Annotated in this window: 17 protein-coding genes; 9 read left to right on the forward strand and 8 right to left on the reverse strand. The window is 73.6% G+C overall.

The features are described 5' to 3' along the window. Positions 1-56: 56 nt before the first annotated feature. The 3 genes from ABD944_RS33155 (at position 57) to ABD944_RS33165 (ending at position 3,560) form a co-directional block, all read left to right on the forward strand. Positions 57-1,172, forward strand: a complete 1,116-nt coding sequence (locus ABD944_RS33155) for a baeRF2 domain-containing protein (protein WP_345183489.1) — start codon at positions 57-59, stop codon at positions 1,170-1,172. Between the two features lie 51 nt (positions 1,173-1,223). Further along, a complete protein-coding gene (polX, locus tag ABD944_RS33160; RefSeq protein WP_345183491.1) occupies positions 1,224-2,951 on the forward strand; it encodes a DNA polymerase/3'-5' exonuclease PolX in 1,728 nt (575 codons plus the stop codon). Between the two features lie 117 nt (positions 2,952-3,068). Continuing rightward, on the forward strand, positions 3,069-3,560 hold the full coding sequence (locus ABD944_RS33165; RefSeq protein ID WP_345183493.1) for a DUF2267 domain-containing protein: 492 nt from the start codon (positions 3,069-3,071) through the stop codon (positions 3,558-3,560). 6 nt (positions 3,561-3,566) lie between these two features. Here the strand turns inward: ABD944_RS33165 and ABD944_RS33170 are convergent, their stop codons facing one another. Both ABD944_RS33170 and ABD944_RS33175 read right to left on the reverse strand, forming a co-directional pair. After that, positions 3,567-5,117, reverse strand: coding sequence for a phosphoribosyltransferase family protein (locus ABD944_RS33170; protein ID WP_345183495.1), 1,551 nt, complete (start codon positions 5,115-5,117; stop codon positions 3,567-3,569). 2 nt (positions 5,118-5,119) lie between these two features. Then, positions 5,120-6,001: a universal stress protein gene (locus tag ABD944_RS33175; RefSeq protein WP_345183497.1), complete on the reverse strand. Its 882-nt coding sequence runs from the start codon at positions 5,999-6,001 to the stop codon at positions 5,120-5,122. A gap of 84 nt (positions 6,002-6,085) precedes the next feature. Between ABD944_RS33175 and ABD944_RS33180 the strand changes: the two genes are divergently transcribed. Continuing rightward, positions 6,086-9,694, forward strand: coding sequence for a hydantoinase B/oxoprolinase family protein (locus ABD944_RS33180; protein ID WP_345183499.1), 3,609 nt, complete (start codon positions 6,086-6,088; stop codon positions 9,692-9,694). On the opposite strand, the gene ABD944_RS33185 is transcribed toward ABD944_RS33180, so the two are convergent. Beyond that, positions 9,679-10,872, reverse strand: a complete 1,194-nt coding sequence (locus tag ABD944_RS33185) for a serine hydrolase domain-containing protein (RefSeq protein WP_345183502.1) — start codon at positions 10,870-10,872, stop codon at positions 9,679-9,681. The genes ABD944_RS33180 and ABD944_RS33185 overlap by 16 nt on opposite strands. Before the next feature lie 244 nt (positions 10,873-11,116). Between ABD944_RS33185 and ABD944_RS33190 the strand changes: the two genes are divergently transcribed. Continuing rightward, positions 11,117-12,487, forward strand: a complete 1,371-nt coding sequence (locus ABD944_RS33190) for an erythromycin esterase family protein (protein ID WP_345183505.1) — start codon at positions 11,117-11,119, stop codon at positions 12,485-12,487. Between the two features lie 77 nt (positions 12,488-12,564). On the opposite strand, the gene ABD944_RS33195 is transcribed toward ABD944_RS33190, so the two are convergent. Further along, on the reverse strand, positions 12,565-13,518 hold the full coding sequence (locus tag ABD944_RS33195) for a ribose-phosphate diphosphokinase (RefSeq protein WP_345183507.1): 954 nt from the start codon (positions 13,516-13,518) through the stop codon (positions 12,565-12,567). Positions 13,519-13,699: 181 nt separating this feature from the next. Here ABD944_RS33195 and ABD944_RS33200 point away from each other — a divergent pair, with 181 nt between their 5' ends. From ABD944_RS33200 to ABD944_RS33210, 3 genes are all read left to right on the forward strand, one after another. Beyond that, entirely contained in the window at positions 13,700-13,903 is a 204-nt protein-coding gene (locus ABD944_RS33200; protein ID WP_179845602.1) for a DUF1918 domain-containing protein, read from the forward strand. Between the two features lie 17 nt (positions 13,904-13,920). Beyond that, positions 13,921-14,718: a sigma 54 modulation/S30EA ribosomal C-terminal domain-containing protein gene (locus tag ABD944_RS33205; protein ID WP_345183510.1), complete on the forward strand. Its 798-nt coding sequence runs from the start codon at positions 13,921-13,923 to the stop codon at positions 14,716-14,718. Between the two features lie 201 nt (positions 14,719-14,919). Then, positions 14,920-16,197 carry a YncE family protein gene (locus ABD944_RS33210; protein WP_345183513.1) on the forward strand — a complete coding sequence of 426 codons (1,278 nt, stop codon included), beginning with the start codon at positions 14,920-14,922 and terminating at the stop codon, positions 16,195-16,197. A gap of 71 nt (positions 16,198-16,268) precedes the next feature. Here ABD944_RS33210 and ABD944_RS33215 read toward each other — a convergent pair whose 3' ends face one another. Next, positions 16,269-16,997 (reverse strand): HD domain-containing protein, encoded by a 729-nt coding sequence (locus ABD944_RS33215; RefSeq protein WP_345183516.1) that lies wholly within the window; start codon positions 16,995-16,997, stop codon positions 16,269-16,271. Positions 16,998-17,194: 197 nt separating this feature from the next. Between ABD944_RS33215 and ABD944_RS33220 the strand changes: the two genes are divergently transcribed. Beyond that, a complete protein-coding gene (locus tag ABD944_RS33220) occupies positions 17,195-18,679 on the forward strand; it encodes an MDR family MFS transporter (RefSeq protein ID WP_345183518.1) in 1,485 nt (494 codons plus the stop codon). A 90-nt stretch (positions 18,680-18,769) separates the two neighbouring features. On the opposite strand, the gene ABD944_RS33225 is transcribed toward ABD944_RS33220, so the two are convergent. From ABD944_RS33225 to ABD944_RS33235, 3 genes are all read right to left on the reverse strand, one after another. Beyond that, positions 18,770-19,744, reverse strand: coding sequence for a YbgA family protein (locus tag ABD944_RS33225; protein ID WP_345183520.1), 975 nt, complete (start codon positions 19,742-19,744; stop codon positions 18,770-18,772). Next, positions 19,741-20,253 (reverse strand): RNA polymerase sigma factor, encoded by a 513-nt coding sequence (locus tag ABD944_RS33230; RefSeq protein WP_345183522.1) that lies wholly within the window; start codon positions 20,251-20,253, stop codon positions 19,741-19,743. Before ABD944_RS33230 ends, ABD944_RS33225 begins: the two co-directional genes overlap by 4 nt. Positions 20,254-20,367: 114 nt before the next feature. Further along, a partial coding sequence (locus ABD944_RS33235; protein WP_345183525.1) for a B12-binding domain-containing protein occupies positions 20,368-21,068 on the reverse strand: 701 nt, incomplete at its 5' end.

Here is a 21,068-nt window from a genome sequence, read left to right on the forward strand (position 1 = left end):
CGACCTGCGGACTTTCGTCCCTAATCGGACGCAGGCCCGCTGTACAGGCTGTCTACATGAAGCCGGACGAGACAATCGCCAGCGAGACCCTGCGTCGGCTCTGCTCCGAAGGGCCGGTGACCTCGGTCTACTTCAACCTGACCGCGCCTCCCGGGGAGGAGGACGCCGCGCTGCGCTGGGAACGCCTGGCCAGACGGCTCCGCGCGCAGGGGGCCGACGGCGCCGTCGTGGAGGCGCTGGGCCGGCTGGTCGCGAGGGTGGAGCCGGGGTCCGGAACGCTCGCCGCGTTCGCCTCCGACGGCGACCCGGAGCCCGTCGTGGTCGAGATGGCGGACGCGCGGCAGCCCGATCTCGCCGTCCGCGGGCCCGTGCCGCGGCTCCTGCCGCTGCTGGCGTGGCTCCAGGAGCGTCCGCCGTACGTGCTCACCCTCGTCGACCGCAAGGGCGCCGACATCGAGACGTGCCGGGGCGGGACGAGGACCGCGACCACGAGGACGATCGACGGCCCCGACGACGAGATCGTGCGCAACGCGCCGGGCGGCTGGTCCCAGTCGCGCCACCAGCACCGCGCCGAGGACTCCTGGGAGCACAACGCGACCAGGGTGGCGCACGCGCTCGCGGACGACCTCGCCGAGACCGGCGCCCACGTGCTGCTCGTCGGCGGCGACGTGCGCGCCGTGCAGTACCTCACCAAGCACCTTCCCGAGGGCGTCCGCCATGAGGTGTCCGTCGGCCACGTCTCCGGAGGGCGGAACCGGGACGGCGCGCGGCGGCGCCGCCAGACGCAGGTCCGGGACCACGTGACCCGGTGGGCGGACGACGAGACCCGCGGGCTGCTCGAACGGCTGGACGAGGCGCGGGGCCCGTCCGGCCTCGCGGTGGAGGGCGCGGCCGCCACCCTGCGGGCGCTGGCCCGCGGCCGGGTCGGCACGCTGCTGGTCGCCGACGACCCCGCCGACCGGCGGACGGCCTGGTTCGGCCCCGCGCCGACGCAGGTGTCCGACCGGCGGGCGACCTTCGCCGAGTCGGGCGGGGGGCCGGTGGAGCACGGCCGGCTGGTGGACGTCGCCGTCCGCGCCGCGGTGCTCACCGGAGCCGAGGTGCGCGTCCTCGAACCCGGGGCGCCGGACCTTCCCGCGCAGGGCATCGGCGCCCTGTGCCGCTATGCCTGAACTGCCGGGACCTCCCAGGCTCCGCGGCCAGGGTGAGGGGACGGATGTGCCATGCGCGTCAACGACGAGGTGGGAGCCCTCCTGGACGAGTACGCCGACCTGCTGGCGATCACCGGCGGGGAGGCGTTCAAGGTGCGCGTCTACCAGAAGGCGGCCCGGTCGGTGGCAGGCGACCCCGCGGACCTCGCGCGCCTGGACGACGCGGGCCTGCGGGGCATCCCGAACGTGGGGAGATCGATCGCGACGAAGATCGAGGAGTACCTGTCCACCGGGAGCATCCACGAGCTGGAGGAGCTGCGGGCGCGGATCCCGGCGGGCGTCCGGCAGCTGACGCTGGTACCGACGCTCGGCCCGAAGAAGGCGATGGTCCTCTACCACGAGCGCGGCATCGACTCGGTGGAGGCGCTGGCACGGGCCCTCGACACCGGGCGCCTGCACGGCCTGGCCGGCTTCGGAGCCAGGACCGAGGAGAACCTGCGGCACGGGATCGAGATCCTGGACAAGGCGGGGCAGCGGGTGCCGCTCGGGACGGCGATGGAGCTGGCCGAGACCATCGTCGCCGGCCTGGCGGCGGTCGCCGGCTGCGAGAGCTGCGCGTTCGCCGGGTCCCTGCGGCGCATGAAGGACACGGTCGGGGACATCGACGTGCTCGCCACGTCCGACCGCCCGGCGGAGCTGATGCGGTCCTTCACGGGGCTGCCGCTGGTCGAGCAGGTCATCGCGGCCGGGGACACCAAGACCTCCATCAGGACCGGCTCCGGCCTCCAGGTGGACCTGCGGGTGGTGCCGCCCGAGGACTGGGGCGCGGCCCTGCAGTACTTCACCGGGTCCCGGGCGCACAACATCCGCACCCGGGAGATCGCCGTCCACGCCGGGCTCAAGCTGTCGGAGTACGGGCTGTTCGACGTCGAGAGCGGAGCCAAGATCGTGTCAGCGGCGGAGGAGGAGGTGTACGCCAGGCTCGGCCTGCCGTGGATCCCGCCGCCGCTGCGCGAGGACGGCGGGGAGATCGAGGCGGCGCTGCGCGGGGAGCTGCCCGACCTGGTCGCCGAGACCGACGTCCGCGGAGACCTGCACACCCACACCGACCTGTCCGACGGGCTGGCCGGCCTGCCGGACATGGTCGCCGCCGCGGCGGCGCGCGGGTACTCCTACTACGCCGTCACCGACCACGCGCCGGGCCTGGCCATGCAGCGGATGACCGACGAGAAGACGCTGGCGCAGCGCGAGGAGGTCCGCGCGCTGGACGGCCGGTGCGGCGGCATGCGGGTGCTGCACGGCACCGAGCTCAACATCGACCCCGACGGCGGCGTGGACTGGCCCGCCGGCTTCCTCGCCGGGTTCGACGTGTGCGTCGCCTCGGTTCACTCCCACTTCGACCAGCCGAGCGAGCGGATGACGCGGCGGCTGGTGCGCGCCTGCGAGAACCCCTTCGTCGACGTCATCGGCCATCCCACCGCCCGGCAGATCGGCCGGCGCCCGCCGGTCGAGGCCGACTGGGACGAGGTGTTCGCCGCGTGCGCGCGCACCGGCACCGTCCTGGAGATCGACTCGTCTCCCGACCGGCTCGACCTGCCCGCCGAGCACGTCCGCCGCGCCCGCCGCCACGGCGTCAGGTTCGCCGTCGACACCGACGCCCACGCCGTCCCCCACCTGGCGCACCTGCGCTACGGCATCGGCACGGCGCAGCGCGGCTGGCTCACCGCGGGCGAGGTCGTCAACACCTGGCCCGCGGCCGAGCTGATCGCCTTCCTGCGGGCGCACCGCCCGCCCTCGTAGCCGCCGGACCTGCGGAAACACGTCCCACCTGGGGACCTTCGTCCCTGCCGCGGCGCGCTCGGGCGGCGGCACGCTGGAATGGTCCGTGTTCGCCGAGACCGCTCTGGAGCCGTTGCGATGACGTTCACAGGGATACAGGGGCTGGATCGGAGCATCGACACCACCAACCGGTGGATCGCCGATGTGGCCGAAGCGTTCGGTACCGAGGACCGCCGGTTCGCCTACCGGGCGCTCCGCGCCTGGATGCACACGCTGCGCGACCGGCTGACGGTCGAGTCGGCGGCGCATCTGGCCGCCCAGCTGCCGGAACTGCTGCGCGGGGTGTACTACGACGGGTGGAGCCCAGGCCACGTGCCCCGCAAGTACGACCTGCGCGAGGTCATCGTCCACTACGCCGAGCAGGCGCGCATCGGACGCGACGACGTGCCCAAGACGGCGGCGGTCGTCACCGAGGTCGTGTCCTCCAAGATGGCGCCGGGAGGCGTCGAGCAGGCGCTGTGGAAGCTGCCCGAGGAACTCCGCAGGCTGTTCCAGCCGGGCGGCGAGCCCGAGGAGCGCGCCGCGGCACGTTCCGGGGCCCGCGCGTCGGCGCCCCGGGCGGTCATGTGAGGCCGGTCAGCGCAGGGAGGCGAGGAACCAGTCCGTGGCGTGCGCGGTCACTGCCTGGAGGGCGCCCGGCTCCTCGAACAGGTGGGTGGCGCCCGGCACGACCGTCAGCCGGTTCTGGCAGCGCATGCGCCGCTGGGCCCGCTGGTTGAGGCCGAGCACCTGCCGGTCCTCACCGCCCACGATCAGCAGCGTGGGGGCGCGGACGTCGCGGAGGCGGCGTTCGGCCAGGTCCGGGCGCCCGCCGCGGGAGACGACGGCGAAGACGTCGGCGCCGGGCTCGGCGGCGGCCCACAGCGCCGCCGCCGCGCCGGTGCTCGCGCCGAAGTAGCCGACGCGGGCGCCGGCGGTCTCCGGCCGGTCGCGGAGCCAGCCGGTGGCGGCGACGAGCCGGGCGGCGAGCATGCCGATGTCGAAGACGTTGCCGCGGTCGAGTTCCTCCCCGCCGGTCAGCAGATCGAACAGCAGCGTGCCGAGGCCCGCCCGGTTGAGCCCGGAGGCGACCAGCCGGTTCCGCGGACTGTGCCTGCTGCTCCCGCTGCCGTGCGCGAACGCCACGACGCCCCCGGCCCCCTCGGGGACGGTGAGATGCCCGGTGAGCTCCACGAACCCGCCGTCGATCCACACCTCCTCGTCGACGGCCGGCGGATCGTCCGCATCAGGATCGGATGCCCGGGACGAGCCGGTGCCTCCACCGGGCTCGGCGCCGCCGCCGGGGTTGGTCGCCCCGCCCGGATGGACGGCCCCGCCAGCGTCGGCGGCCCCGCCTGAGCCGCCCGCTCCGTACGGGCTGACCCAACCGAGCTCCGAGGCTGCCCCGGGGTTGGTGGCTCCGCCGGGGTGGGAGGCGCCGGAGGGGTTCGCGGTTCCGGGAGGCTCGGCGTTTCCGGCCGGGTCGGAGTCGTTCCGGGCGTTGGGCGGCGGTGTCGCGGCGCGTTCCAGGAGCTCGACCACCTCGCCGTCGGACGTCTGGCCGAACTCGCGGTACCACTGGCCGACGGCGTGGAAGAGGTCCGGCTCCAGGAGGCACACCACGTCGTCGGCGACCCGGCGCAGACCGGCGAGAGTGTCGGGCGAGCCGACGGGGACCGCCAGGACCACGCGGCGGGCGCCCTGGGCGCGGGCGACCTGGCAGGCGGCGCGCGCGGTGGCGCCGGTGGCGACGCCGTCGTCCACGACGACGGCCGTGCGGCCGCTCACCTCGGCACGGGGGCGGCCGCGGCGGAAGCGTTCGACGCGGACGTCCAGTTCGGCCTGCTCGCGCCGTCGCGCGTCGGCCAGGTCGGCCTCGCCGAGGCCCGTGAGACGGACGATCTCGTCGTTGACGATCAGAACGCCGCCCTCGCCGATGGCGCCCATGGCCAGCTCGGGCTGGAACGGCACGCCCAGCTTGCGGACGACGATCACGTCCAGCGGCGCGCGCAGCCCCCGCGCGACCTCGAACGCGACGGGCACCCCGCCGCGCGGCAGCCCCAGCACGACGGCGTCCGAGTCGCGCAGATCGTCCAGCCGCTCGGCCAGGCGCCGTCCGGCGTCGGCGCGGTCGTCGAAGTCCAGCATCGTCACCTCCCGGGTTCGGGTGCGGGCACCACCGCCACCGGGCAGCGGGCCTCGTGGAGCGCGACCTGGGGCACCGGTCCCAGGAGCATCGGGGGCGGCGAGCCGATCCCCCGGACGCCGACGACCAGCATGGCGGCGCCGTGGGTGGCGCTGACCAGGGCCCGCCGCGGGGAGTCCAGGACGAACCTGGTCTCGATCAGCACCTCGGGATGCCCGGCCCGCCACGGCGCGACGGCCCGCTCGAAGCGCGCGATCGCCTCGTGCCTGATGGCCTGCGGATCGATGAAGGGCACCCGGTCGGGTCCGGGCAGGGTGGCCGGGTCCCACCAGGAGCAGACCGCCGTCACCGGGTCGTGGTGCAGCGCGGCCTCCTCGACGGCGAAGCCGAGCGCAGCGTCGCCGGCCGGCGAACCGTCCACGCCTGCCACGATCCGTCCGCCGTCCAGCCGCGCGGGCGAACGCACGACGACGACCGGGCAGGACGCCTGGGCCGCCACCTGGACCGCGGTGGAGCCCACCGGGAGCCCCTGGAACCCGCCGTGGCCGCGCGAGCCGACCACGACGATGACGGCGCCGCGGGACGCCCTCAGCAGCGCGCCCGCGGCCGACCCCTGCTCCAGGCACCAGCGGACCTCCAGGTCGCCGGCGAGGGCGCGGGCCTTGCGCACGCCCTCGTCGGCCACGATCGCGCCCTCGCTCCGGACGACCTCCAGGGTCTCCTCGTCCGCCGGACGCATCGGGTAGGGCCAGTGCCACACGTGGCAGACGGTGAGGGCGAGGCCGCGGAGCCGGGCCTCTCCCGCCGCCCACCGGAGCGCGTGCTCCGCGGCGGGCGACCCGTCGTAGCCGATCAGGATGGAGCGCATCCGGTTGTGGTCCTCCATCGGCCGTCTCCCTCCTCTACCGCGAGGGTGTTTCCATCCTCACCGAACGGAAACGCCCAGGTAGAAGCGGTTTCGGAGGTCGCGATGGCGGCGCGCTGGGAGTTCTGGATCGATCGCGGCGGCACGTTCACCGACGTGGTCGCCCGGCGGCCGGACGGCGCGCTCGTCACCCACAAGCTCCTCTCCGAGGACAGGGACCGCTACCAGGACGCCGCCGTCGCCGGGATCAGGCACCTCCTCGGGGTCGCGCCCGGCGCGCGCGTCCCGGCGGAGCTGATCGCGGGCGTGCGGCTCGGCACGACGGTGGCGACGAACGCCCTGCTCGAACGGACGGGCGAGCCGACCGTCCTGGTCATCACCGAGGGCTTCCGCGACGCGCTGCGGATCGCCTACCAGAACCGGCCGCGCATCTTCGCCCGGGAGATCGTGCTGCCCGAGCTCCTCTACGCCCGGGTCATCGAGGCGAGGGAGCGGATCGACGCGCACGGGCGGGTCCTGGTGCCGCTGGACGAGGCCGCGGTCGAGCGCGAGCTGCGCGCCGCCTACGACGACGGGTTCCGTTCGGTGGCGATCGTGTCGATGCACGCCTACCGGCAGCCCCTCCACGAGATCGCCATCGGGCTGATCGCGCGCCGGATCGGCTTCCCCCAGGTCTCGGAGTCGCACGCGACGAGCCCGCTGATGAAGCTGGTCTCGCGCGGCGACACCACCGTCGTCGACGCCTACCTCTCCCCCATCCTGCGCCGGTACGTGGACCAGGTGTCCGCGGAGCTGGAGGGCGCACCGATCATGTTCATGCGGTCCAGCGGCGGGCTCACGGAGGCGCACGCGTTCCGCGGCAAGGACTCGATCCTGTCGGGTCCGGCGGGCGGCATCGTCGGCATGGCGCGCACGTCGGCCGCGGCGGGCTTCCACCGCGTCATCGGCTTCGACATGGGCGGCACGTCCACCGACGTCTCGCACTACGCGGGCGAGTTCGAGCGCCGGTACGAGACGCAGGTGGCGGGGGTGCGGATACGGGCGCCGATGCTGAGCATCCACACGGTCGCGGCCGGCGGCGGCTCGGTGCTGCGCTTCGACGGCGGCCGGTACCGGGTGGGCCCCGACTCCGCAGGCGCCGACCCCGGGCCCGCCTGCTACCGGCGCGGCGGCCCGCTCACCGTCACCGACGCCAACGTGATGCTGGGACGGATCCGGCCCGAGCACTTCCCGCGCGTCTTCGGCCCGGACGGCGACCGGCCCCTCGACGCCGCGGTCGTGCGGGACCGCTTCGCCGCCCTGGCCGGCGGGATCGGCGACGGCCGCCCGCCCGAGGACGTCGCCGCCGGGTTCCTGCGCATCGCGGTCGCGAACATGGCCAACGCCATCAAGAAGATCTCCGTCCAGCGCGGCTACGACGTCACCGGGTACGTGCTGGCCACCTTCGGCGGGGCGGGCGGCCAGCACGCCTGCGCGGTCGCCGACGCCCTCGGCATGCGCCGGGTGCTCGTCCATCCGCTGGCGGGGGTGCTGTCGGCGTACGGGATGGGCCTGGCCGACGTCACGGCCATGCGGGAGCACGCGGTGGAGGAGCCGCTGGGCGAGGACCTGCTGCCCGAGCTGGACGCGATCCTCGGGAGCCTGGAGCGCGACGCGCGCGATGAGCTGCGGGGCGAGGGGACGGACGCCGGGCACGTGGCCCACCGCGCCCACCTGCGCTACGCGGGCACCGACACCGCCCTGCCGGTGCGGGCCGGGACGGTGGAGGCGATGGTCGCCGAGTTCGAGGAGGTCTACCGGCGCCGCTTCTCCTTCCTCATGCGCGACAAGCCGATCGTCGTGGAGGCGGTGTCGGTCGAGGCGGTGAGCGACGGCGACCGGGCGGCCGAGACGCCGGTCGCCGGGGCCGGCGAAGGTCCGGCCGAGGCGGAGCGCGTCCCGATGCACGTCGACGGCGCATGGCGCGACGTCGACCTGTACCGGCGGGAGCGGCTGCGGCCCGGCGACGCGGTCCGGGGCCCGGCGATCATCGTGGAGGCCAACGCCACGACGGTCGTCGACCCGGGGTGGCGGGCCGCGGTGAACGACCTCGGGCACCTGCTCCTGGACCGGGTGGCGGCCCGGCCCGGCGGGCGCGCCGTCGGCACCGGGGCCGACCCCGTCATGCTGGAGATCTTCAACAGCCTGTTCATGTCGATCGCGGAGCAGATGGGCGTCCGGCTGCGCGCCACCGCGCACTCGGTCAACATCAAGGAGCGGCTGGACTTCTCCTGCGCGGTCTTCGACGCGGGCGGGGGGCTCATCGCCAACGCGCCGCACATCCCCGTCCACCTCGGCTCGATGGGGGCGTCCATCAGGGAGCTCGTCGAGCGCCGCCGCGCCGCCGGGGGCATGCGTCCGGGCGAGGTCTACGTGCTCAACGACCCCTACCACGGCGGCACCCACCTGCCGGACGTCACCGTCGTCACGCCGGTCTTCCTCGGGGACGTCGAGTCCGGGGCGGCCGCGGACGAGGCCGCCGAGATCTCCTTCTTCGTCGCGTCCCGGGGCCACCACGCCGAGATCGGCGGCATCACGCCGGGATCGATGCCGGCCTTCAGCACGCGGGTGGAGGAGGAGGGCGTCCTGATCGACAACTGGCTGCTGGTCGAGGGCGGCCGGCTGCGGGAGGACGCGACGGTCGGGCTGCTGACCTCGGCGCCCCACCCGTCCCGCAACCCGCTCGACAACCTCGCCGACCTGCGCGCCCAGATCGCCGCCAACGAGAAGGGCGTCGGCGAGCTGCGCGACATGGTCCGCCACTTCGGCCTGGACGTCGTGCACGCCTACATGCGCCACGTCCAGGACAACGCGGAGGAGGCGGTCCGGCAGGTGATCACCGCGCTGCGGGACGGCTCGTGCGCCTACGAGCTGGACGACGGCGCGATGATCGAGGTCGCGGTCCGGGTCGACCGCGGCGCCCGGACGGCGGAGATCGACTTCACCGGCACCTCGCCCCAGTCGGCGGGGAACGCCAACGCGCCCTCGTCGGTGGCGATGGCCGCGGTGCTGTACGTGTTCCGCACGCTGGTGGCCGAGGACATCCCGCTGAACGCGGGGTGCCTCACGCCGCTGCGCGTCACGATCCCGCCGGGCTCGATGCTCGCGCCGCGGTATCCGGCGGCCGTGGCGGCGGGCAACGTCGAGACCTCCCAGGCCGTGACCGGCGCCCTGTACGCCGCGCTGGGGGTGATGGCCGAGGGCTCCGGCACGATGAACAACGTCACCTTCGGCAACGAGCGCCACCAGTACTACGAGACGGTGGCCGGCGGGTCCGGCGCCGGCGACGGCTTCGACGGCGCCGACGTCGTCCAGACCCACATGACCAACTCCCGGCTCACCGACCCCGAGGTGCTGGAGTGGCGCTACCCCGTCCTGCTGGAGGGCTTCGAGATCCGGCGCGGGAGCGGCGGCGCGGGGCGGTGGCACGGCGGCGACGGCGGACGGCGGCGCATCCGCTTCCTCGAACCGATGACGGTCACCACGCTGTGCAGCCACCGGCGGGTCCCGCCGTACGGGATGGCCGGCGGCGGGCCTGGCGCGCTGGGCCGGCAGTGGGTCCAGCGCGCCGACGGCTCCGTGGCGCCGATGAGGGGCCGCGACTCGCTGCCCGTCGGCGCCGGGGACGTCTTCGTCATCGAGACGCCCGGCGGCGGCGGCTACGGCGCGGCGTGAGCCCTAGCGGAGCAGTATTCGGCGGTCACCGCCTGCTCGGTGAGCCGGACCTGGTTGACGCCGTCGGTGGTGAAGACGAACGACATCGAGTGCCGGCCGCCTCGCGTGCTGCCCGTCCAGGTCTCCCAGCCGTCCAGGGTGCCGCCGTTGCCGTACACCTTCACACCGCACGGCGGCGTGGCGATGACCGCCCCGAGTCCGTAGCGGAACATGTCGCTGCCGGGGTAGGGCTGCGACCCGGGGACGGGGCGCAGCATCGCCCGCAGGAGCCGTCCGGGCAGGAGCCGTCCGCCGAGCAGGGCGGAGTCGAACCGGTCGAGGTCGCCCACCGTGGAGATCATGTCGCCCGTGGCGCGCGCGAAGGTGGTGTTGACCTCGGTGGTGTCCCTCAGCTCCGCCGGATCGTCCGCCACGGGCGTGTACCCGTGCAGGTGCGGGCCGCGGATCCGCGGGTTCGTGCCCGGGAAGTAGGTGCTGCGCAGGTGCAGCGGCCGGATGATCCGCCTGTTGATCTCGCGGACGTACGTCCGCCGGGTGACGCGCTGGATGATCATGCCGAGCAGCACGTAGTTGGTGTCGGAGTAGTGCCAGGAGGTCCCGGGCGGGAAGTCGGGCGGGAGGTCCAGCCCCGCCTCCGCCAGTTCGCGCAGGGTGAAGTCGTGCCGCGGGTCGGTGACCGCGATCTCCTCGATGCGGGGGTTGTCGGTGTAGTCGGCGATGCCGCTCGTGTGGTCGAGCAGCATCCGCACAGTGATCTTGTCGCCCTGGTAGCCGTTGCCCTCGACGACGCCGGGGATCACCTGGTCGACGGTGTCGCTCAGGCGCAGCCGCCGTTCGACGACGAGCTGCAGCACCACGGTCGCCACGAAGATCTTGGTGATGCTGCCGACCCGGAACTTCATGTACGCCCGCGGCGGGCGCCGGGTCGTGAGGTCGGCCACCCCGCTGGAGAGGTTCAGGATCCGGTGCGGCGTGCGCGACTGCGCGAGCGCGCCCGGGGCCCCCTCCCGCACGGCCTCGTCCAGAACGGCCTGGAGGGCCCTACCTGACCCGCCGCCACCGGTCTCGCCCGTCGGCTGGACCGCCGCCGCGTTGCCGGCGGCGCTCACCGCGACCGTGAGGGCCAGGGCGGCGGAGGCGATGCTCCCGGCACGCGTGCATGTCCTTAGAGTCATCATGTTGTCACTCTAAGTGATGACATGGTGACCTGCCGTGCGCGGAGTGACCGCGGATTCCCCTCCGGACCCGGCGTCGGCGGAAGGCCCGCAGATTAGGGATATGGGCCGGATAAACGCCATTCGACCGACCTCGATGCAAGGTTTACCTTTTCCGGGCGGTGACCAGAGATCACGAATGGAAAGATCACCTCAGGCCGCACATCGTGGGGCCCGCATCGTTCCACCTTTTGCGAGGTCGGCAGATATGTTAATTCTCCGCGCCGGTAAACTCCCGGCATTCGTCGCCGCGCTGGCGCTCGGCGTGGGCTCGCTCACGCCGTCGCCCGCGTCCGCCCGGCCGTCCGTCCCCGGGAACGAGCGGGCGGTGGTGCGGGCGCTCGACCGGGGCGCGCATCCCCTGCTGACCACCGAGCCGACCGACGACACGCGCGACCTGCACGCGCTCGGCCGGATGATCGGCGACACCCCCGTGGTGGGGCTGGGCGAGGCCACCCACGGAACGCACGAGTTCTTCAGCCTCAAGCAACGCGTCTTCGAATACCTGGTCAAGGAAAAGGGATTCACGACGTTCATGCTGGAGCTGAACTGGGGCACCGGGCTCCGGCTCAACGAGTACGTCCTGCGCGGCAAGGGCGATCCGGCCGCGATCATGCGGCAGGAGTTCCAGCAGAACTACCGCCTGTTCGCCAACGAGGACTACCTGCGGCTCATCAGGTGGATGCGGCACTACAACACCGAGCACCCGAAGCGGCCCGTGCGGTTCATGGGCGACGACGTCTACTTCACGAACATCGTGATCTTCCAGGAGATCTTCCGGTACGTGCGCGAGCGCGGCCGCCCCGATCTCATCCCGAAGCTCAGGGCCCTCTACGACGGGCTGATCCCGACCACCGACCTCAACACCTGGGAGCGGCGGTACGACGCCAAGCCCAGGCGGGAGCGCCTGAGGGTGCAGCGCCAGGCGGCGCAGGCCCTGCGGCTGGTCGAGAGCCTGCGCCGGGGCGCGCCCCGGGAGGCCGCGGAATGGGCCGAGCAGCAGGCGAACGTCGCGTTCTGGATCGCCAAGACGCACGCCGCCGAGGACTTTTCGGGACCGCGCGACGAGGCCATGGCGCTGAACACCGTGTGGTGGTACCGCCACATGAAGAGCAAGACCCTGCTCTCCGCCCACAACGCCCATGTCGGGTACCTGGGTGAGTTCCCGCCGCACACGTTCAAGCGGCAGGGAACCTGGCTGCGCCGGATCCTCGGCTCCCGCTACCTCGCCATCGGCGGCAGCTTCTACAAGGGGACGTTCACGGCGCTCGACGAGACCACCGGTTTCATCCGGAGGTTCACCGTGGGCCCGCCGCCGCCGATCAACGCCGAGCAGGTGCTGAACCGCGTGCCCTTCCCCAAGTACTACCTCGACATGCGCACCGTGGACCAGCCGGCGCGCTCGTGGCTGAGGCAGGAACACCAGGTCCGGTACATCACGGCGGTGTACTCGCCGACGGCCGTGGAGGAGAACGACATCACGCAGTCGTTGGGGCTCACCTACGGCCTCCTGGTGGAGCTGCGCGACACCACACCGTCCAACCTGATCCCGGGGATCCCGCTCGGGCCGGGTCACTAGGGTCCGCGGGCGGGCCGGGTCCTGCGGGGCCCGGCCCGCCCGGCGTCTGTGCGGCCCCCGGCGAGGGACCCGGCGCCTCACCCGCGCATCAGCAGGGCCTCCAGGGACCGCCCGTGGTGCAGGCGGGCGACGGCGTCGGCGATCAGGGGGCCCACGGACCGCACCCGGAGCGGCGCCGCCCGCGCCCCGCCCGCCGGGAGCGTGTCGGTGACCAGCAGGCACCGGATCGGGAGCCGGCCGAGCCGGTCCCACGCGGCCTCCACGAGCGGCCCGTGCGCCGCGGCCACGGCGATGTCGGGCGCGGCGCCGTGCGCCAGCAGGACGCGCACGGCCGCCTCGATCGTCCCGCCGGTGCTGATCATGTCGTCCACGATGACCGCGGGCCGGCCCTCCACGTCGCCGACCAGTTCCTCCGCGTGGACGCTCTCGCCGCTCAGCCGCGTCTTGCGCACCACGGCGACCGGACGCCCCAGCAGCCGCGCGTAGTGCTCGGCCGGCTTGACCGCGCCGAGGTCGGGCGCCACGAGCACGGCCTCGTCCGGCGTCAGCTCCGCCAGCCCGTCCGCCAGGAGCGGGACGGCCGTCAGCATCTCCACCGGAACCGGGCTCATGGCCTCCAGGGCGACGGTGTGCGGCTCCACCACGACGAGCCGGTCCGCCCCGGCCGAGGCCAGCGCGCCGAGCGCCACCCTGGCGCCCACCGCCTGCCCCGCCCGGCCCCGGCGGTCCTGCCGGGCGTACCCGAAGTACGGGACGACCGCGGTGACCGCCCCGGCGCCGGCCCGGCGGCACGCGTCCACGAGAAGCAGCAGCTCGACCAGATGGTCGTCGACGGCGGGGCCGGTGGGCTGCACCACGTAGACGTCCCCGCCCTGGACGCCGTGCACGACCGGCCGCAGCTCGCCGTCCGGGAACCTCTCCACGTCGCAGGGCGCCGGCCGGAGGCCCAGCACGGCCGCGACGGCGGCGGCGAGGCCCGGATGGGCCGTCCCCGCCACGATCCGGGTCGGCATCGTGCTCCTGTCGGACATCGCCCTCCCGTCGGACATCGCCCTCCCGTCGTCGGCCGCTCGTCCCGGTTCTTCCCCTCCCTCGACCGGATAGCCCAACTCACCACATACCGGCCGACCTGCAGGAATATGGACCTTTGGCCCTGGTGGCGTCCCGAGGCCCCCTCGCACGATGGAATCGACGCGACGTGAGGGGGACACGATGCGAGCCAGCGAAGGCGACCGGTTGATCGTTCACGGACACCACGTGGGCGAGGCGGCCCGCAGGGCCGAGATCCTCGAAGTGCACGGGCGGGACGGGGAGCCGCCCTACCTGGTGCGGTGGGACGACGGCCACGAGAGCACGTTCTTCCCGTCCTCGGACTCCACCATCGAGCACCAGCCGGCCGAGTGGGCGAAGCGCTAGAACGACGGGGGGACGCCATGGACGGGGCGACGACCGCTCCCGAGGTGACCGTGGAACGCCGGGGGAAGGTGCCGGAGGGCGCCGCCGACTACGCGCGCTCCAAGGTGAGCGCCGTGTTCCGGCACGCGCCGGAGCCGGTGCTGTTCGCGCGCGTGAAGCTGATCATGTCGCCGGAACCGGCGGGGCCGCGTCCGGCGACGGCCCAGGCCAACCTGGACCTCAACGGGCGGCTGGTCCGGGCGCAGGTGGCGGCGCCGAGCATGACCGAGGCCGTCGACCGGCTCCGCGACCGGCTGCTGAACCGGCTCGACCGGATCTCCCGGCACTGGGAGGCCCGCCGCGGCGCCTACCCCACGAGCCCTGCGACGGGCCCGCACGAGTGGCGCCACGGCGCCGAGCCGACGCACCGTCCGGACTACTACCCGCGCCCCCCGGAGGAGCGGGAGGTGATCCGGCACAAGTCGTTCACGCTGACCGCCGAGACGCCCGACGAGGCGGCCTTCGACATGGAGGTGCTCGACTACGGGTTCCTGCTGTTCACCGACATCGAGACCGGCGAGGACAGCGTGATCTACCCCGCCGACCACGGCTACCGGCTGGCGCAGGCGACGCCGCGCGAGCGGACGGGCGCGCCCCGCGCCATCCCGCTGACGATCAGCCCGCGCCCCGCGCCCACGCTGACCGCCGAGGGGGCGATCGAGCATCTGGAGGCGACCGGCCGGCGCTGGGTGTTCTTCCGCGACGCCGAGACCGGGCGGGGCAACGTCCTCTACCACCGCTACGACGGGCACTACGGGCTGATCGTCCCCGCGTAGCGCGGGCGCCCACCAGGTGGCCGAAAATCCCCCGCCATCGGGTCTTGCGGCGCCCACCACCCCTGCCTACTATCCAGTAACCAAAATCTGAATACGGTGATGTTCGGATTTGGGCGGATTCCTCAGCGGCCCGCAAGGCACGCGGAAGAGTTCCGCACCCCCGCCCCTCTGGGCTACCCCCACCCCCCCGGGAGAGCAAGCATGCACGCTGCGACCACCCCCGCCCGCCCCAGACCGCACCGTCGCCTGCGGAGCATCGCCGCCGCGGCCGTCCTGGCCGCCAGCGCCCTCGCCCCCGCCGCCGCCGGCGCGACCGCCGCGCACGCCGCCGCCCCCCTGCGCGAGGTGATGTTCGTCGGCAACAACTGGGAGGGCACCGCCGACGTCATCAAGTCCAGCGGCGACTTCGCCAGGATCGGCCGGGTGAACGTCGTCCCCGACAAGAGCCAGCGCCTCACCGCGATCTACCTCAACCCGATCAACCTGGCTGTGTTCCTGGGCATCCGGGCCACCGCAGGCGAGGGCCACGACCAGCTCGTCGACGACCTGTACTCCACCCCCGACGGCTCCGCCCTGGTCGCCTCGCGGCCCAGCTTCGGCGACGTCGTCTCCATCGACCTGACCACCGGGAAGGTCCGGTGGCGCTTCGCCGTCTCCGGCTACCGCGCCGACCACATGTCGGTCTCCCCCGACGGCACCAAGGTCGCGGTGTCGGCCTCGCTCGGCAAGGTCGTCCACGTCCTGGACATCACCACCGGCAAGCAGCTCGGCTCGTTCGCCACCGGCGACAAGCCCCACGAGAACATCTTCACCAGGGACGGCCGGTACATCCTCAACATGTCCATCGGGAACGTCGAGACCGACCTCGACGACCCGTCCCAGGACTGGACCAAGGGCGACCGGCACATCACCGTCGCCGACGCCTCCACCTACAAGGTCGTCAAGACCATCGACATGCGCTCGCGCCTGGACGCCTTCGGCCGCAAGGACCTCTCGAACGCGATCCGGCCCGCGGTGCTGTCCCCCGACGAGTCGAAGCTGTACTTCCAGGTCTCGTTCTTCAACGGCCTCGTGGAGTACGACATGGCCACCGACAAGATCACGCGCGTGAAGACCCTGCCGAAGAACCCGGCCACCGGCGACGACCGCACCACCTTCGTCAACGACTCCCGCCACCACGGCCTGTCGATGAGCCCCGACGGGAGCAGGCTCTGCGTCGCCGGGACCATGGACGACTACGCCACCGTCGTCAACCGCTCCACCCTCCAGGAAGGCCCCCTCGTCACCGCGTCCAAGCCGTACTGGGCCACCGTCAGCGGCGACGGCCGCGCCTGCGTCATCTCCGAGAGCGGCGCCGACCAGGTCACCGCCATCGACTTCGGCACCGGCCAGAAGATCACCTCGGTCCCCGTCGGCGACCACCCGCAGCGCGTCCGCCTGGCCCACATCCCGTCCACCTGGACCGGCACCACCGGCTGACCCCACCCCGGCCCGCCCGGCAAGGGCGGGCCGGTCGCGGTGACCGGGGTGCTCGGTGTGGCGGGAGGCGGTCAGGACGCCCGGGCGGCGACGGCGTGCCCCTGCAGGATGGCCGCGAAGCGCTCGTCGGCGCGGTCGAGCTGGCCGGTGATGTGCTGTTTGATCCGCTCCTTGAGCGGGGTGTCGGGGCGGTTGATCAGGTCCTTGAGCTCCGGGACCAGCGGGCGGTACTTGCGGGCCAGCTTGCGGAGCTTGGGGCCGGTGGTGTGGATCAGGCCGACGCCGTTGTCGGTGAAGTCGGAGACCTTGATGATGCGGGCGGCCGGGTGGCGTTCCAGGCTCTCGACGACGTGGGCCCGGTACTGGGCGTGGACGTCCCCGCCCCGGTCGTAGACGGGGTTGGTCACGGCGCCGACGAGTTCGGCGACGCGCGGACCGAACTCGGCGGACAGGACGCCGAGCGCGGCCTCCGCCGGGTCGGCGTGGCCGTCTCCCGCCAGGTCGGCGGGGTGGTCCTCGACGGAGTCGTGCATGAGCGCGGCGACGAGGAGGTCCGCGTCGTCCGTCTCGTAATGGCACATGATGCGCAGCGTCACCCGGAGCAGGTGGTTGACCACGGGCTCGCGGACGCGGCGGTCCTGCCGGTGCAGGTCGCCGGCCAGCGCGAGCGCCGTGCTCAGCCGCCGCCAGTCGGGTTCCCGGAACCGCAGGATCTCGCGGGAGAACCGGTCGCGGAGTCCGGCCTCGCCGTACACCTCGGTGATCGTGTGGAGCGGAAGAGTCTGCAGATAGCTGGGCACCGTGTTCCCCTCTCGCGGGAGGTGCGCCCGTCCGCGGGCCGGAGGGGCGTTCCCGCGTACCGGTCCGACGCCGTACGCGATCATCCGGTTCCGTCGTTCTCGCAGGTCGCGGGCAGTCGCCCTCGACCGGTCGAAAGAATTATCGAGTCGAGCGATGAGTTCTCCGGGCGGCGCGGGTCTACCCCGGCATGACGACGATGCGAGAGCACGCAAGCGGCGGGCTGCCGGAGACCGCGCCCGGCCGTTCCCGGACGCCCGCCGTGATCCGGCTGCTGGTGCTGGCCACCTTCGTGGTGATCCTCAACGAGACGGTCATGATCAACGCGATCCCGCGGCTGATGGCGGACATGGACGTCACCGAGCAGGCGGCGCAGTGGCTCTCGACCGCCTTCATGCTGACCATGGCCGCGGTGATCCCGGTGACGGGGTGGTTCCTGCAGCGGGTCACCACCCGCCGCGCCTACGCCACCGCGATGGGCGTCTTCCTCGCCGGGACGGCGCTGGCCTCGGTCGCCCCGGTGTTCGAGGTGCTGCTGCTCGCGCGGGTCGTCCAGGCGACCGGCACGGCGGTGATGATGCCGCTGCTGATGACGACGCTGATGACCGTGGTGCCCGAGGAGGACCGCGGCCGCGTGATGGGCAACGTGACCATGGCGATCTCGGTCGCGCCGGCGATGGGCCCGGCGGTGTCGGGCCTGATCCTGCAGCTCGGCTCGTGGCGGCTGCTGTTCGCGGCGGTGCTGCCGGTCGCGGCGCTGATCGCCTGGCGCGGCCTGGCGCGGCTGGAGAACGTCGGGGAGCCGCAGGCCGGCACCATCGACTGGTTCAGCGTCGCGGCCGCCGCCCTCGGGTTCGGCTCCCTGGTGTACGGGCTGAGCAGGTTCGGGCAGGGCGGCGCGCTGGTCCCCGCGTCGATCGTCGCGTTCGGGGCGGTCGCGATCGCGGTGTTCGCCTTCCGCCAGCTCCGGTTGCAGCGCCGCGACGTCCCCCTGCTGGACCTGCGCGTCCTGCGGCACCCCGTCTACGCCCTCTCGCTGCTGCTGATGGCCCTGGGCTTCATGGCGATGATGGGGTCGATGATCCTGCTGCCGATCTACCTGCAGAACCTGCGCGGCCTCACGCCGCTGGAGACGGGCCTGCTGATGATGCCCGGCGGGCTGGCGATGGGGCTGCTCGGCCCGGCGGTGGGCCGGCTCTTCGACCGCTTCGGCGGGCGGGTTCTGATCATCCCCGGGGCGGTGGGCATCGTGCTCGCCCTGGGCGGGTTCACCCAGATCTCGGCGACGATGCCGTACTGGCAGGTGCTCGGCCTGCACTCGCTGCTCATGGTGTCGCTGGCGGCGGCGTTCACGCCGGTGTTCACCCTCGGCCTCGGGGCGCTTCCCGCCCCGCTCTACTCGCACGGCAGCTCGATGCTGGGCACCCTCCAGCAGGTCTCCGCGGCCTTCGGCACGGCACTGGTGGTGACCGTGATGGCGGGGCGCGCCGAGAGCCGGATGGCCGACGGGGTCGCCGCCGCGCTCGCCCAGCTCGACGGGATGCGGCTGGCGTTCGTCATCAGCGCCGCACTGTCCCTGGCGATGGTGGGGGTCGCGTTCCTGCTGCCCAAGCGGGTGAAGGCGCCCGAGGCGCCGGAAGCGCCGGAAGCCGCCGACCGCGTCCTGGAGCCCGCCGCCCTCTGAGCGGGTGGCGCCTGCGCGACGGACAACGCCTGCCGAACGGGCCGATGGTGAGCCTTGCTCTCGCCTCGGCCCGTTCGGCGTGGGGCCGCCTCACAGGTAGTGGCGCAGGACCAGGTCGGCGGGATAGGGGTCCAGGTAGGTCTGCTGGGTCAGGTAGTCGAGGCCCTCGCCCATGGCGTGGTGGCGCAGGAGGGCGATGGGGACGCTGAGGGGCGCCTGTCCCCGGCGGTAGGTGTCGATGGCGGCCAGGAGGTCGTGGCGGCGGGTGTCGTCGAGGTGGTCGCTGAGCATCCCGAAGACGTGCTGGAGCGCGTTCATGTGGCGGCCGCGCTTGGGACGGACGGCGAACGCCGCGCTGAACGCGTGCCGGTACTCGGCCTCCAGCTCGTCGCGCGAACGGGTCCCCGCCTGGGCGACGATCCGTCCGAGCGCCTGGTAGGCGGACGGGTCGTGGGCGAGGATCTGGAGCTTGTGGCGGCTGTGGAAGGCGACGAGGTCGCGGGGCCGCCAGTCGGCGCCGAAGAGCTCGCGGAGCCGGGCGTGCGCGAAGATCCGCTCGATGAAGTGCTCGCGCAGGACGGGGTCGCGCAGCCGGCCGTCCTCCTCGGCGGGCAGGTCCGGGAGCGCCTCGCGGACGAGGTCGGCGAACACCCCGCGGCCCTGGCGGTCGACGGGCTGGTCGTCGGTGCGCTCACCGGGCTTGCCGGAGGAGTAGCGCGGCAGGCGGAACAGCCCGCAGGAGGGCGAGCGCGACTTCAGCACGTAGCCGTCCAGGACCTCCAGCTGGGGGACGCGGGTCTCGGCGAGCGCGGTCATCGCCGCGGTGTGGTCGGCGGAGCCGTCCTTGGCGACGAGGTGCCCGTCGGTGAGAAGCCGCAGCGTGGGACGCGGCGCGCCGAGGCCGATCTCCATCTCCGGGCAGACCGGGACCCAGTCGACGTGCGGGTCCAGGACGTCGGTGAGGAACCGGTCGCGGCTGTGGCCGCCGTTGTAGCGGACCGGGGCGCCCATCAGGCAGCTCGACACCGCGAGGCGGGGGCGCGGGTACGGGCCGGCGGCGGTCACAGGAGCTCTCGCATCCGGCGCAGGCCGCGGGCCGTGCGCGCCTTGACGGTGCCCAGCGGGACGGCCAGCCGGTCGGCGATCTCCGTCTGCGTCAGCTGCCCGAAGTGGGCCATCACGATCGCCTGCCGCTGCGGCAGCGGCAGGACCGCGAGGGCGTCCCGGACGTCGCAGGCGGTCTCCACGGACGGCGAGGCGTCGGGCGTCCGCGCGGCCGGCAGCTCCGCGTGGTCCTCCAGGGGGAGCGTCCGGCGGTAGTGGCGGGCCTCGGCGCGGAGCTGGTCGATGGCGCGCCTGCGGGCGATGGCGAGGACCCAGGGCTCCAGGGCGCGCGCGGTGTCGAAGCGGCGGCGCGACCGCCAGACCTCCAGAAAGACCAGCTGGACGACGTCGTCCACGGCGTGCCGGGGCACGAGCCGGACGACGTGGCGGCGGACGAGCGGGCCGAGCGAGGTGTAGCACTCGGCCAGCGCGGTCTCGTCCCCGCGCGCGAGCCGCTCTCCCAGGTTCATGAGCTGGGCCTTTCCCGAGGGAATCGTTTCAAAACTTGTTCATAGTCGATTCCGTGGGCGGCGTCGAGCCCGACACGGCGAAGGGCGATGCGGGGACGCGGCTTTCGCGGCCTGTCAGGGCGCCGCGGGACCGTCCAAAATCTCGGTGACGGCTTGGGAAAGGCTTGTCACGAGGCGGGCGGCGTCCGGCAGCCGGTCCCGCCTCCAGCCCGGCCCGCCGACCAGGAGCCGCACCGCGGGACGGGTGCCCGGAAGATCGGCCAGCCAGTCCGGGTCGCCGGTCTCGGCGATCTGCGACCAGACGAGGACGGCGCCCGGCCCCGTGCGCCGGATCGCGGCGGCGAGGGCGCTCGCGGGAACCCGCGCCCCCAGCAGGCTCGCCGCGACGCCGCCCTGCGCCAGCGCGGCGGTCAGCGCGTACAGGGGCAGGCTGTGCTGCTCCTCCGGCGCGCAGGCGAGCAGGACGGGCCGGACGTTCACCGGCCGCGCGGGCGGCGGCACCTCCGCGAGGCCGCCGAGCACCACCGTGGACAGCAGGTGCTCCACCTCGACGCAGCCGCCGCCCGCCGCGTGCTTGCGGCCGATGCCGACCAGGACCGGGGCCATCAGCCCGTCCCAGGCCCGCACGACCCCGTCCCGCGCGATCGCGGTCCGGACCGCGTCGGTCATGGCGGGGACGTCCAGCGACATCGCCGCGCGGGCCAGGCCGCGCACCTCGGCGGTGTCCGCTCCGGCGGGCGCCTCCCCGACGGGCACGAGGTGGTCGCCGGCGCCGTGCCGGCGCGGCGGGCGCCGACCGCCGGGCGGCTCGCGCA

Origin of the sequence: Actinomadura verrucosospora, assembly GCF_039540335.1 — a bacterium.
In the GTDB taxonomy this organism is placed as follows: domain Bacteria; phylum Actinomycetota; class Actinomycetes; order Streptosporangiales; family Streptosporangiaceae; genus Spirillospora; species Spirillospora verrucosospora.